The organism is Methanoregula sp., assembly GCF_028712425.1.
Classification (GTDB): Archaea; Halobacteriota; Methanomicrobia; order Methanomicrobiales; family Methanospirillaceae; genus Methanoregula.
In genome coordinates this window covers 103,739-116,845 of the sequence record NZ_JAQTQD010000002.1, presented here as the reverse complement: position 1 = coordinate 116,845, position 13,107 = coordinate 103,739, and the positions used below count along the sequence as shown (strand labels likewise).

The 13,107-nt window shown below is 47.1% G+C and carries 10 protein-coding genes and 1 CRISPR repeat array (1 of these 11 running past the window's edge); of the genes, 1 reads left to right on the top strand and 9 read right to left on the bottom strand.

Annotation, left to right across the window (positions count from 1 at the left end):
• A CRISPR array of direct repeats spans positions 1-2,130; the repeat unit is 37 nt; unit sequence GTTTCAATCCTTGTTCTCGTGGATGTTTCGCTCGAAG; it reaches 1,256 nt to the left of the window's first position.
• 105 nt (positions 2,131-2,235) lie between these two features.
• From cas4 to PHF39_RS01395, 8 genes are read right to left on the bottom strand one after another with little or no spacing between them, the layout of a single operon-like run.
• Positions 2,236-2,829, bottom strand: a complete 594-nt coding sequence (gene cas4 / locus PHF39_RS01430; RefSeq protein ID WP_300219424.1) for a CRISPR-associated protein Cas4 — start codon at positions 2,827-2,829, stop codon at positions 2,236-2,238.
• Between the two features lie 2 nt (positions 2,830-2,831).
• Positions 2,832-3,125: a CRISPR-associated endonuclease Cas2 gene (gene cas2 / locus PHF39_RS01425; protein ID WP_300219422.1), complete on the bottom strand. Its 294-nt coding sequence runs from the start codon at positions 3,123-3,125 to the stop codon at positions 2,832-2,834.
• Between the two features lie 10 nt (positions 3,126-3,135).
• On the bottom strand, positions 3,136-4,104 hold the full coding sequence (gene cas1 / locus PHF39_RS01420; protein WP_015286118.1) for a CRISPR-associated endonuclease Cas1: 969 nt from the start codon (positions 4,102-4,104) through the stop codon (positions 3,136-3,138).
• Complete coding sequence (locus PHF39_RS01415) at positions 4,068-4,781, bottom strand: CRISPR-associated endonuclease Cas6 (protein WP_300219419.1); 714 nt, start codon at positions 4,779-4,781, stop codon at positions 4,068-4,070. Before PHF39_RS01415 ends, cas1 begins: the two co-directional genes overlap by 37 nt.
• Entirely contained in the window at positions 4,778-7,189 is a 2,412-nt protein-coding gene (cas3, locus tag PHF39_RS01410) for a CRISPR-associated helicase Cas3' (RefSeq protein ID WP_300219417.1), read from the bottom strand. The genes PHF39_RS01415 and cas3 overlap by 4 nt, the downstream gene beginning before the upstream one ends.
• Positions 7,167-7,871 (bottom strand): type I-B CRISPR-associated protein Cas5b, encoded by a 705-nt coding sequence (gene cas5b / locus PHF39_RS01405; protein WP_300219416.1) that lies wholly within the window; start codon positions 7,869-7,871, stop codon positions 7,167-7,169. Before cas5b ends, cas3 begins: the two co-directional genes overlap by 23 nt.
• Positions 7,872-7,876: 5 nt before the next feature.
• Positions 7,877-8,863: a type I-B CRISPR-associated protein Cas7/Csh2 gene (cas7b, locus tag PHF39_RS01400; protein WP_300219414.1), complete on the bottom strand. Its 987-nt coding sequence runs from the start codon at positions 8,861-8,863 to the stop codon at positions 7,877-7,879.
• Positions 8,860-10,740, bottom strand: a complete 1,881-nt coding sequence (locus PHF39_RS01395; RefSeq protein ID WP_300219412.1) for a TIGR02556 family CRISPR-associated protein — start codon at positions 10,738-10,740, stop codon at positions 8,860-8,862. Before PHF39_RS01395 ends, cas7b begins: the two co-directional genes overlap by 4 nt.
• 677 nt (positions 10,741-11,417) lie before the next feature.
• Between PHF39_RS01395 and PHF39_RS01390 the strand changes: the two genes are divergently transcribed.
• Positions 11,418-12,689 carry an ATP-binding protein gene (locus PHF39_RS01390; RefSeq protein ID WP_300219410.1) on the top strand — a complete coding sequence of 424 codons (1,272 nt, stop codon included), beginning with the start codon at positions 11,418-11,420 and terminating at the stop codon, positions 12,687-12,689.
• On the opposite strand, the gene PHF39_RS01385 is transcribed toward PHF39_RS01390, so the two are convergent.
• Positions 12,640-12,930, bottom strand: a complete 291-nt coding sequence (locus tag PHF39_RS01385; protein ID WP_300219408.1) for an antitoxin VapB family protein — start codon at positions 12,928-12,930, stop codon at positions 12,640-12,642. The genes PHF39_RS01390 and PHF39_RS01385 overlap by 50 nt on opposite strands.
• Between the last annotated feature and the right edge of the window lie 177 nt (positions 12,931-13,107).

Sequence of the window (13,107 nt, the reverse complement as noted above, 5' to 3'; positions counted from 1 at the left end):
GATGTTTCGCTCGAAGGAGATGAAGGCAGCACCCAGGAACAAGTGTAAAAGGGGTTTCAATCCTTGTTCTCGTGGATGTTTCGCTCGAAGCGGCCCTGGTCTTTGACAATATCCCCTTTGACCAGGGTTTCAATCCTTGTTCTCGTGGATGTTTCGCTCGAAGACGATATCCACGCCGAGAACCTCACGAAATGGACGGTGTTTCAATCCTTGTTCTCGTGGATGTTTCGCTCGAAGATTGTCCTTATGGGTGGTCAGAGTCCCGGACTGCTGTTTCAATCCTTGTTCTCGTGGATGTTTCGCTCGAAGTCAGATACAATTATACTGTGGGGAGGGACCAACTGGTTTCAATCCTTGTTCTCGTGGATGTTTCGCTCGAAGATTTGGAACAATGATAAATTAGGAGGTGAATCATGGGTTTCAATCCTTGTTCTCGTGGATGTTTCGCTCGAAGTCTTCCCGATGACAGTATCGTGATTATGGGCGGTTACGGGTTTCAATCCTTGTTCTCGTGGATGTTTCGCTCGAAGCCACGACCAGAGACAGGTATGCCCCGTCCTCGTGCAGTTTCAATCCTTGTTCTCGTGGATGTTTCGCTCGAAGACAGGCGAGATGGCCTTCTTGTCGAACACCCAGCCGGTTTCAATCCTTGTTCTCGTGGATGTTTCGCTCGAAGGAGCGATAAACGAACCGGGCATATCCACCAGTACCGGTTTCAATCCTTGTTCTCGTGGATGTTTCGCTCGAAGGCATCATGAAGACTGCCACTACGGCCAATACCTCCGGTTTCAATCCTTGTTCTCGTGGATGTTTCGCTCGAAGGGTCCTGTACCTGATCGAGGGGAAAATCTGGAATATGTTTCAATCCTTGTTCTCGTGGATGTTTCGCTCGAAGCGGTGGCGGGATCCGCGGTCCCGACAAAATTCGCAGGTTTCAATCCTTGTTCTCGTGGATGTTTCGCTCGAAGCAGACAGGCCCAGGCTGCTTACGATTACGCATCCGGAGTTTCAATCCTTGTTCTCGTGGATGTTTCGCTCGAAGTTGCGGCCCTGGTTGGCCGGACGTTTCATATATTAGTTTCAATCCTTGTTCTCGTGGATGTTTCGCTCGAAGTGCATACCCCGCGTCCGAATTTTACCGGCTATCTGGGTTTCAATCCTTGTTCTCGTGGATGTTTCGCTCGAAGTATAGACGATACGAGGCTATAACAATGAGATTACGGGTTTCAATCCTTGTTCTCGTGGATGTTTCGCTCGAAGATACTTGCACGATTAGGGCTTTAACGGATGCCGTATGTTTCAATCCTTGTTCTCGTGGATGTTTCGCTCGAAGTACAAGGAAGATAAGCGGTGAATTATCGAAGGAATGTTTCAATCCTTGTTCTCGTGGATGTTTCGCTCGAAGTGGCTTGATTATAGACGGTGGTTGATGCATAATTGGTTTCAATCCTTGTTCTCGTGGATGTTTCGCTCGAAGCATCACTTACGAGATCATACCCGCGCCCGTTCTCGGGTTTCAATCCTTGTTCTCGTGGATGTTTCGCTCGAAGAGACAGCGCTAATATTGTATCAGGCTGTTCTATGGGGTTTCAATCCTTGTTCTCGTGGATGTTTCGCTCGAAGAAAGAGCCGCGATTACCGGTGCTCGATGTGGTGGGGTTTCAATCCTTGTTCTCGTGGATGTTTCGCTCGAAGCTTAGGCTCGATCGGAAGAACCGATTGCGCCAGGGTTTCAATCCTTGTTCTCGTGGATGTTTCGCTCGAAGCTTAAACTGATTATGTTAATTCCGCCCGGCTGGATGGTTTCAATCCTTGTTCTCGTGGATGTTTCGCTCGAAGTCAATGAAGAACTGGTAATCAGTCAGGTCGTGATCGAGTTTCAATCCTTGTTCTCGTGGATGTTTCGCTCGAAGAAACGGCAGATCCCGCCATCAGAACACCGCCATAAGTTTCAATCCTTGTTCTCGTGGATGTTTCGCTCGAAGACCGGCCAGAAACCCGATAACCAGGGAGATCACGAGTTTCAATCCTTGTTCTCGTGGATGTTTCGCTCGAAGTTGTTGTTACGCCGTCTATTAGAAAGGAATATTTTCGTTTCAATCCTTGTTCTCGTGGATGTTTCGCTCGAAGGCCGCGAAATTTTGCGTATTTTCCGCTGAATCGCGACCAAATCACTTAAAATTCCTGCATGAATTTCTTCCTGCGGAATTATCGATTCCTATTTAAAGATAAGAATCAGGTGCAGATTGTTGCATAACAACAGTCGATGCACTTGTTTTTGTATTTACCCTTGTTCGGATAAAATCCTTTGTCGATGATCTCAAGGATCTCCCCGATGATCTCTCGACCCCGCTCGAAATCCTGCCCGGTGAATTCGATAGTTTCAATGTGGTGATTGCTCCGTGTAAAGCAGATGAATCCCCGTTTCACATCGCAATGGTAATTCTCCCGGATCATCATGGCGTGAAGGACGAGCTGATACTTGTAGGTCTTGAAGATCGTGTCCTTGAACTCAGCAAATTTGTATTCGAACGGGGCGGCCGTTCCATCATCAAGGAAGAGGACTTCATCGACAATTCCTTTGATATGATTCTGCTTGGATGCGATGAACACGTTAATCTCTTTTTGGACTACCCCGAGTTTCTTCCTCAGGTAATCAGGATTTGTAATCATCTTCTCTTCGTGAACCTCGCGCCCTTTCATCACCTTGAACCGTTTCTCCTCATGCTGGGGGATATCGAGGCAGTGCATGTAATAAATGAACCGGGGACAGAACAGGTATTCGAGCACATCGGAGATCGTGATGATGGTTTCGCTTTCGGAAGGCATGATCAGAAAAACTTCGTCAGGAGTTCGTCGCTCACCAGTTTCTTGTCGAAAGCCTGGCCGAGCAGTTTCACCTTCTTGAACGAGGCATCGTCCATCGGGAATACGTATACGGAATCAACTTCCGGATCGATCTCCTGTTCGCATTCCAGCGCGAGGGAGTCGCGTTCATTGGAATTCAGGTTCCCGAGGAACACGCTCTTCTGGACCCGGTACAGGCCTTTGTTCAGGCAGATGCGGACCACATGGTTCCGCGTTGTCGTTTTCCCAATATCGTACACCACCCAGACCATCGTCATGTGCCGTCACCTATTTGATCAGTTTGTTTGCAATATGGTGGCACTCCATCTGAATGGTATTCCTCGTCTTGATATTTCGTCCACGGTATTCGATCTCCTTGTCGAACATCTCGTTGATCGCGCCGATGAGGGCCGCCTTTCCCTCCCTGTTAAGATACAGGCCGTGGGGAACTGGATCGAAATACCCCTCCGAGACCTGCCGCTTCATGAAGAGGTTCACGACAGTCCGGTCGATGTTGGCCCGGAATAATTCGATAAGATCGAAAACGAACGACCGCTTGTTGTAGTTATCTGTGTGCAGGAATCCGACATACGGATCGAGTCCCGCGATGATACAGGAGCGTTCGACCTGCGAGTAAAGAACCCCGTACCCGTAATTCAGCAGGCAGTTGAACCCGTCGCGCGCCGGGTCCCGGCTCCGGCCCTTGAACTTCCATTTCTCTGGCATGATACTGCTGATCGCGTCGAAATATGCCTGCGAGGCCATGCCCTCGATGCCCATGATTGATCCGCGTTTGAAATCAAGCGTTCCTTTCATTTCCTTCAGCGATACGAGCAGGACTTCAAGCCGGGTGATGTACTGTTCGAGCGGTTCTTTCTGTTCGGGCCGGTTCTTCTTCAGGTCTTTGAGCAGATCGACCTGGTCCTCGATCTTCTTTGCTATCCATTCGCGTGCGAGGTAAAAGCCGGTATCCTCGTTCGCCGCTTCAAGCTGGCGGCGGCGGATGAGTGTGGTGCTCCCGAGTTTTGAATGCCACACGCGCCCGTACGGGTTGCCGTGATAATCGAGAAAGATGATGTCGATGTTGTGCTCGATGGCGAACTGGATCGCATCGGTGGTGATCGTTGCGGACGTGGTGATGAGGATGCTGTCAACCTTGTCGGCCGAGACCTCGAAGGTCTTCTCATCGTTCTTCACGAGAAAACAGTTGTTGGATTTCTTCAGGTACGATCCCCGTGTGTTGATGACGAGCTGCATGCGCTGTCGCCTCCATACTCTCCTTTCAGTTGCCTTACTGCACCGAACCCGCGCGAGACGGATTTGCCGATGCCAAGCAGGTCCGGGATCAGGAAATTTGCCTGGAATTTCCCGGTAAAAACCATGACGCTGACATCCTTGAGCCGGTCCTTGCGGAAGTGCACCTGTGCGTCACACTTGATTTGGCCGGGCACATCGTAGTTGAGCGATTTTGCCATCGAGAGAATGTTGCCGGTCAGGATCTTCCGCATAAATTCATCGCGCTCCGGCTTCCCCTTGAGGGTGTAGAACTTCCGGTAGTTCTCCTGGTTCAGCGCGAGCCACGGGGTCGCGAACTCATACGAGTGGATTTTATCCGAGATCCCGAACTCTTCATCCTTCAGCGAGATCCCGCGTTCCACGATCTGGTAGGTGTTCTCCCCAAGCCGGATTTCCTGGTATTCATCGAAGATCTGTTTGAGGACTTCTGCGCCTTCGTTGATTCCTACTACTGTTGGGACGTTACCGATCATCTTGTACTGCACAACCGGGTAACGGTAGATGAATTTGTCCGCGTTGTGCTGGTGGAGCTCCGCGTATTCGTTGAATTTGGTGGCGAAGAAACCCCGGAGTTCGTGGGCGGAGCCGTGGATGGGGCGCGTGGAGCCGAGGGTCAGGGTGAAGGTGTGGAGGATCATATAATCACTGTTCCGCCATCAGCAGGAATGAACCCAGTTTTCTGATCATACCAGATTTTCAATTCATCCTTGCTGATATATCCAATTCCAAGATCGTTTTGGAATAATCGTTTTGCATCTTTTTCAGGAACGGATATGACGTAATCAAGAAACTTCCGCTTGATCTTCTGGAATTCTTTTCTTCGTTCCAGCAGGGGTTTGGATTTTGTCTCCTTGAACTGCTGCCACAATTTCTGTGCCTCCGTATCGCATTCGACAAAGACATCCATCTTTGGGTAATCATTCTGGATTAGATGGAATGTATCGTGAAGATCACCATATTTGAGATACCGGATCATATCGAGACATTTCTCTGCTTCATCATCCGAGTGTAATTCGTTCACTAGGCGGAAATACCGGTCGTTCAAAGAAAGGAATTCCTGTTCATTCACTGTTCTTTTTTCTTCGAAAATCTTCCGGGTTGTCCCCAGAAGGAATGGGGAATAGATCCACGAAGAGTAATTTTTCCCATTATCTGTCAGTGTGATAACCTGCACCTCGCCTCGCTTCTCCTGAGAATTATTTCGGTTACACCGTCCGGCAACCTGATTGATCGAGTCGAGAGGTGCCATGTCCCGGTAAACGATATCGACATCGATATCGACACCCGCTTCGATCAGTTGCGTACTCACGATAATTTTCCGGGATTTATTGTCGGGATCGCGGATATCCCGGATCCTATTTAGTCTCTCTTGAGGGATGAGGTGAGTCGATAAGAATGTATATTCTGTATCAGATGCCGGATTCAAAGCTAATTCGGTGTATACTTTTTCTGCGGATTTGATGGTGTTAAGAACGATCAGGAAATCTTTTTCGGACTCGTTCTTTATCCTGCTCTGGATTTCCGGGATAAAAACTTGAATCGGGCAGGGTTCAGCATTAAATGTAAGAACCACCCGGTCCAGTTGAGAGAAATAATCTCTTTTCTTCGATGCAAGTTCTTTAATCTCTCCTTCTTTCCTCTCATCGAAGATCAATGGCTGTGTAGCGGTTACGAATACCACCCGGATATTCAGGCACCGGGCGAGTGTCTGGAGCACATCATGGAATAAAAGCCAGTAATGATGAGGAATCGACTGGACTTCGTCAAGAATGATTATTGCATTGGCTATCGTGTGGAATTTCCGTACCGCCCGGTTCTTGTTGGAGATAATTGTGTGGAAGAACTGGACAAAAGTTGTTATAATAAATTCAGAATGCCATCCCTCTATCAGCAATCGGGACTCATCTTCATCATAATCCTCCTCGTCAGACGATGTGTAAGTCAAATCAGCGAGATGGTGATGCTTGAGAAGTATATCCGAGGGTATTTCAGAGCCGGGGGATTGCGAGAACACTGATGAAATGACATCAAAATTCTGGTCGATGATACTCATGAAGGGAAGGCAATAGATAATCCTTGATGACGCACCGGTTTCCCTGGCAATTCTCTCCCGTAACTTCAGTGCGAACGAGACAGAAGTCAATGTTTTTCCAGTCCCCGTCGGTACGTTGAGCGAGTATATTTTCTGATGAAGTTCAAGCGATGGAATTTTTGAGATCACATCGGCGTAGATCTCATTTCGAATCTTATTCATGGCGGTTTGAGAACTGGTAAAACCCTTCGCATTCCGGTAGAGATCAACAATATCCGGGCTTATCGTTCGCTCATGTTGATCTGCCGGAATACCTGCTGCATCTCGCTTATCCCCATCAAGGAGAATTGAGAAATAAAATAGGGTGAATACCTCCATCGCTGGAGCGGGGGTTGTCTTTTCCAGTTTGGGCTTCAGGGAGAATTTATTCCCGTCATGAACGATTGCTGTAATTGTTCTATCGATCTCCGGGAAAAAGGAATCGAGAATTTCATTTGAGATTAAATTATGATACGCAGATCTGAGATCGTTTTTGTTGATCGCATCGCACTGGCGTTTGATTAAAGCTGTTGTCTCGGGTTTTCGTACATCAGCAATTTCATCGTAAAAATTTATCAGGTTTCCATGATGTCTTCTTACAAGGATGAATCCGATAAACGGTAACAATGAATCTATATCACCGGTATCGTTTTTCAATAATTCACGGAGGCAATAGTAAGTGAAAATCGCAGAGACAAGCCCGTGGTGCGTTTCCGGCCGGGCTTTCAGGATTGCTTTCTGTTTATCATCTGCAAACAGATACTCCTGAAAATATGATGTGGCTTTCCCAAAATCATGACAAATACCCAGTGTCCGGGAAAAAACCGCAAGGACATCGGGAGAATACCCTAGTGCAGAAAAATCCGGCCTGGCGGTTTTATGCGTTCTTTCACAATAATCTGCAACTGCTGAAATATGGTCCTGGAGTTTTTTTCCGGGATGGGAAAAAAGATCACATGAAGAGGATTCGTTCATGGTTCCCAAGCTCATAGAAATGATTAACCTTCACGGAGATCGGTTTGCAGTTCCGCTCAAACATGAACTGCTGGTATTCGTTCACGGTCCGGTCCTCGGCCATCTCATTCGGTAAGGTTTCGGACATGTATTCCTTGCCTGTTTCAAACTGGATCTCCCGAATCTGATCCTTAGGAATGACAGAGTCTAGCATGACTTCGTCAGGATTTTCCCTCCTGTCGAGATGATATTCATCAATGAACCCAAAGTTTGCGATGTGCTCGGTGATTCCCAGGCAGGGAGTATAAACGCATTTATGGCCGGAGATCATCTCCAGAGCCGAGGAATAGACTCCGGGATCCGAATGCGAGAAATATATCCGGTATTTCGCATCCTTCAGGAATTCGAATTGTATCCGCGTATGCTGTTTGATGATGTTCATCGTGCTCACGGATTCTGTATCAATGAGGTTTTCTGAAAACCGGATTTTTTTCACCGGATTTAACAACCGTATTGCGAAACGTGCATCTTTTTTTGGGAATTTTTTAAGGTAGGTATCTTTTGACAAACCAAGGATTGCACCCATCAGTCCACACAGGGCGGTTCGTGGAGGCAATGAAAATGTGAGGGGTGACGTAGTGGTAAAGAATTTCCGGAAGTAGGCATATTCACTCCACACATCGAAGACCAGTACTTTATCCATGTTGATCAGAGCGTGAGTTGTTTCACCGGGCACTTGGCAGATTTCAGGGCCTCTTCAAGATTGATCGATTTTTCATTGACCGTGACACGAACATGCGGATCGATACAATAATCGATATGATCGATCTTTGCAGCGTTTGCAGAAAGCGTGTCGATGAGTGCTGAAATTTCCAGTGGTATCTGGGTTATATCACGGATCTCCTCATCGGAAACGTCTGTTTTCCCTTTCTTGATCAATGCGTTAAGATCGCCGATATGGAAATTCTTCTCCTTGTAGATCACGTTGATCAGAAGCCGGGGCATCTGGCCGACTTTCGATCGGGAGATCAGGTTCTTCGTCCCGTTCCAGAGGCCGTCAACCAGGCATTTCACGTCATCATCAGTGAGCTTGGTTGTCTTCGCGGCGTTTTCGTTGACGATCCCATAGAATCCGATGAGCGAATAGGGAAGGACATACTGTTCAGTGAAGGTTCCTTGTGCTTTCCCCTTTTCTTGGGAAGGCATGACCGTAGTTCCCTTGATAAAAGACAATTTTACCCGGTGCAGGGACCGGCCAATCCGGAACTGAACCGGACCGGTCAGGATAATGTTCTTCTCGTTTTTCTGTTCACCATCACCCTCTTCTTTTTCAGATTTCTTGGATCCCTTTGCGCCCTTTTTTGAGATGGCTGCGGTCGCACCGAACAGGCGCATGTCGATGTATTTTTTTATCAGATCATCGGCATTTGAGATCTTGTTTTCATCCAGAACAGTTTTCTTGCCTTTGAGCAATCCATCATCGTCACGATACCCACGGATGAAAATATCCATCCCCTTGCAATCATGGAGATAATCCCGTACGGTACGTTTCAGCCGGACATCGCTGACAAGGTTTTCCATCGTCTCTTCATCGATACGGGGCTTGTTCTCGTCAAGCGGATCCCCATTGGGATTGATATCCTTCACATCATACAAGAACAAGAGTTCCGAACGTTTTGATACAGTTTCACTCATTTTTTATCTCCTTCATCTTCCTGTTTTTTAGTCGTAAACTGGCTGGCAAGGTTCATACCCAGAACAAAGTAGAATGCAATTTCATCTTTCGATAGTCTCCAGTCTTTTCCGGCTTCGATCATTGAGGCCGATATCATCTGCTCAAGATCCCGGTAATAATTCGCCTTGTACTCTTCGAGTTTATTCTGGATTTGAGGTAATAATGCCTGAATCATTTTCTGATCCAGTCTGAGCCCCTGAAGCTTTGTCCTGAAAGGCGTAGCACCCCGTTCATGATGCTGAATGCCCAACAGTTTCTGACACAGTACTCCTTCTAAAAATACTGTACGTTTCGCAGCCGAGTCAAAAAATGCCGGGAACTCATCAAAGATCTCCTCGGCTTTCTTTTTTGTTTCTGAAGATCCGTCAATAACAATACTTTTTGGTAACGTTGTCATAATCCTTCCATCCTTATGTTTTCCGAATAACTCCAGCTCGTCCAGATACGCAAGCAATGCCATGCCCCTGAATGTTGTTTCCTTTGTTGGAATGCCGTGATTGTGCTGGTCCCGTATCTTTCGTACAATCTCCGAAAGGATGAACGGACAGCTTACTTCTTTTCCGGAAAAAATACGACCAACAATGTCAAAGAAATACGCATCGGCATTCCTGCCGAAGAAATATCGGAGGGTTTCAAAGGTGAACTTGTATTGTCTTTCACCGATTCTCTTTTGATCTTTAAAAGCCGTAACCTGAAAATCCTGAAAAACCGGTTTACTGTCTATCACATTTTTTGCATCGAATAACTGCTTCAACCGTGAGGGGAAGATATCTTCGATATATCGCAGGATCTTGAATTCGTTATTATTTTCCTGATAGATGAGAATGTTGCAGAGGAATGAGTTCTCTTTCTCTGCAAGGGTACTAAGAATTTCTTCCCTTGCATCGCTCATGAGCGACTGATACTTATCAGTGAGTTTGATCTTATCTGCATCTTCATGAAAATCTTTCAGAATTTCATACACGAGTGTATTTTCATTCAGGAGGGGTTTGGGGATGACATAGTAATCATAACCATAGAACTGAAAATGACCAAAGTCATTGAGATATCTTTTTCCCCGTTCCAGAGCGAGTGCACAATCAAGGCAGACCGGATAATTTTTCCAGGCAAGACTCTGGTCGAAGCCCCCGGAGACCATACCGGGTTTATCAACAGTATAGAAATTGAACGTTGATGCAAATCCGTATACTTCATCTTTCTTTTTTCGGCATACAGAACAGGTTTTGTCTTTTTCAACAGATGTTGTATTGTATTTTTGCCAGAGTGACGCCCGGCTTTTTTGAATAAAAGTTTTCCGGAACAGGTCGATATCTCCAAGATGATATCGTTGGCCATTCTCTGAAATTACGATGGTAATAAAAGCAGATTCCTTTTTTGTACGGATATCCGACAGGATTGATTGTGTCTGATCAATAATCTGTGATTGGTTGTCTTCAAGACATTTTCCTAATTCGGAGAGGTATTGTATTTCGTCATTTTCAAGAACATAAGGCATTTGGGAAAATTTTTGCCCAAACCAGTTTTTAATTTTTATCGAATAAGTTTTAGCAATCTCGGTTACCTTTGATGACGGTGTGATATTCGTACCGCGTGAACTGCCAAACCGGTAGAGATATTTCGAGTTATTTTTTCTGGAATACTCTTCTTCTTCACGTACATCAATGAAAGAAAAACTGTTGCCGGTTTTTTCAATTTTTATTGAGAGGACATGTGGAGGTTTTTCTGATAGACCTTGGATGTCTTCACAAAAAATTTCAATAAGTCCCTGAGGTTCATTCGTGCTGATTTGATCTTTTTGAAGAGAATACTCCCCAATCTCCCGTATCGCTTCAATCATCGTATCGTCCCATTGCAAAAAGAAAATTATTCCTGCACAAATTTATCGTGCCTAATTATCTCCCCTGCATTATTCAACGATCCTCCATTTACCTTTACCATCTATATACTTGCTGATTTGATGGTGTGAAAGTGATACTGGCCGAAAGTAGAACCCCCCAAACCCCTCTAATAATAGTGCAGATCCGGCCTCTTCAAAAAACCCGTCACAGTCCGACAGGACCTCCGATCTGGAGGAGGAGAAGAATGCGCAAGCATTCTTCGATTGTATCTGACCTGTGACAGGTAATGTGACCCGCAACTTCGGGAGCCCGAAATCTGGCCGGAAAACAGGCGTTCTTTTCATTCGGACCATACAGCACTACCCCTCCCCCTCACTTCTGCCTCCCAAAAGCGTACAAAAGCGTTTTACAAAACCACGGAAAATCGCCCGTTTGCCTACAATTGACCAATATACATGGATTTCGAAAACACTGAGCAAAAGTGCACCTGATTTTGCAGATATTACCAGAGAAGGGGTACCTGGAGGGACAATCCAGGCTCGTACAGGGCCCGGATTGCCAAAAGATTCCGATGATTACGAAGAGGGGGTGAAGAACTCATAAGGTACGCCGGCAAAATTCATTCCGCTAATTACCAATGAGTAACCTTTATCGTTTCTGCTAATTAGTAATTAGTATGGTCTCGAAAGAGCTGCTGCGGCAACTCGTCATCCAGCAGAAAGCCCGGATGGAACAACCAGGGGATTTTATCGAACGCTCGATCCTTCCCCTGGTCCTCGCCGCACTGGATGACAACCGGGTGATCATCCTTGCCGGTATCAGGAGATGCGGGAAGTCCACGCTCATAAAACAAATCATGGAGACAAAGAAGAACTACTGCTATGTCAATTTCGAAGACGAGCGGCTGCTCAGTTTCCGTGCAGAGGATTTTTCCATCCTCGATGAAGTGCTCATGGAAATATACGGGTCGTCCTCTACGTACTTCTTTGACGAGATCCAGAACGTGGAAAAGTTCGAGACATTTGTCCGAAGACTCCAGGACAGCGGGAAGAAAGTGATCCTCACCGGGTCGAACGCGGCCCTGCTCAGCAAAGAGTTCGGGACCCGGCTGACCGGCCGGTACAAACTCTTTGAGATCTACCCGTTCTCGTTTGTCGAATATCTCCGGTTACATGGCATCGCAGTCCGCAAAGAATCGCTGTATCTGGCTGAAGAAAAAGCAACCATTGTCCGGGCTTTTGGGCGCTACACGGAATGCGGCGGGATGCCCGAATACCTCAGAAATCGCGACACGGATTATATCAAAACCCTGTACGACAACATCCTGTACCGGGACATCATTGCACGATATTCCATCCGCAGGCAGAGACTGGTGAGGGAGCTGGTCGGGATCCTTGCATCCACAATGACACTCCCGTTTACGTACAACTCGCTGAAAAAAAGTCTCGGGCTGATGAATGCCATCACAGTCAAGGAGTACATCTCCTATCTCAGCGGGGCATACCTGTTCTTCGAACTCGCGCGGTTCGACTACTCGGTGAAAAAACAGCTGGGCTCGCCCCGCAAGATCTACTGTATCGATACCGCTTTCAGTATCATCAGCGGCTTCTCCTTATCACCGGATAAAGGAAGGCTCTTGGAAAATATCGTCTATATCGAACTGAGGCGGCGGGGAAGCGGGATCTTTTACTTCACGAAGAACCGGGAATGCAACTTCGTCCTCGTTGACCGGAAAAAAATTACCGGCGCGATCCAGGTCTGTTATGAATTCACGGAGGAAAACCGGGAGCGGGAGATTAGAGGCCTCGCTGAAGCGATGGATGAGTTCAGGCTGGACCGTGGCCTGATCCTGACCAGCGATCAGGATGATGAACTGCGGGTCGAAGGGAGGACAATCATCATCCGGCCGGTCTGGAAGTGGCTGCTGGAGAATGACGATGCAATCTAGGCCGGGTTGCCTGGCAATCCTTCCGGGACCTTACATGATCAAGCTCGGACTTTTTCATTTTCACAAATCCTGCGATCTCGCTCCTGACCGCGGGATCGATTGTCTGCAAAAAATCGCAGACGCTCTTCTCCTCGCCCTCGGTGATACGGAGGATCACATCGGAATAACTCTCACCGGCCCGCTTGTGTGCCCTGAGTGCGTGATACGCTGATTCCTTGATGTTGATGGTCTTGGTCACCATGAATGATCTATTGTGTATACACAATAATCATTTTTTCGGCAGGCATGGCGATTGCACCCGTCATCGTACGTCCATCCCCACACCGGCATGGCGGAATACGACAGCCCCGTCCCGATCCAAAACGATCTCACTCACAACAGCCGGATGGCGCCAGGTACCCGCGGGGTGAACGCCGTA

Bases quoted from the DNA above. Each gene is read 5' to 3' on its own strand.
- cas1 (WP_015286118.1), bottom strand. From the start codon at position 4,104: ATGCAGCTCGTCATCAACACACGGGGATCGTACCTGAAGAAATCCAAC.
- cas4 (WP_300219424.1), bottom strand. From the start codon at position 2,829: ATGCCTTCCGAAAGCGAAACCATCATCACGATCTCCGATGTGCTCGAA.
- PHF39_RS01390 (WP_300219410.1), top strand. From the start codon at position 11,418: ATGGTCTCGAAAGAGCTGCTGCGGCAACTCGTCATCCAGCAGAAAGCC.
- PHF39_RS01395 (WP_300219412.1), bottom strand. From the start codon at position 10,740: ATGATTGAAGCGATACGGGAGATTGGGGAGTATTCTCTTCAAAAAGAT.
- cas5b (WP_300219416.1), bottom strand. From the start codon at position 7,871: ATGGATAAAGTACTGGTCTTCGATGTGTGGAGTGAATATGCCTACTTC.
- cas7b (WP_300219414.1), bottom strand. From the start codon at position 8,863: ATGAGTGAAACTGTATCAAAACGTTCGGAACTCTTGTTCTTGTATGAT.
- cas2 (WP_300219422.1), bottom strand. From the start codon at position 3,125: ATGACGATGGTCTGGGTGGTGTACGATATTGGGAAAACGACAACGCGG.
- PHF39_RS01415 (WP_300219419.1), bottom strand. From the start codon at position 4,781: ATGATCCTCCACACCTTCACCCTGACCCTCGGCTCCACGCGCCCCATC.
- PHF39_RS01385 (WP_300219408.1), bottom strand. From the start codon at position 12,930: ATGGTGACCAAGACCATCAACATCAAGGAATCAGCGTATCACGCACTC.
- cas3 (WP_300219417.1), bottom strand. From the start codon at position 7,189: ATGAACGAATCCTCTTCATGTGATCTTTTTTCCCATCCCGGAAAAAAA.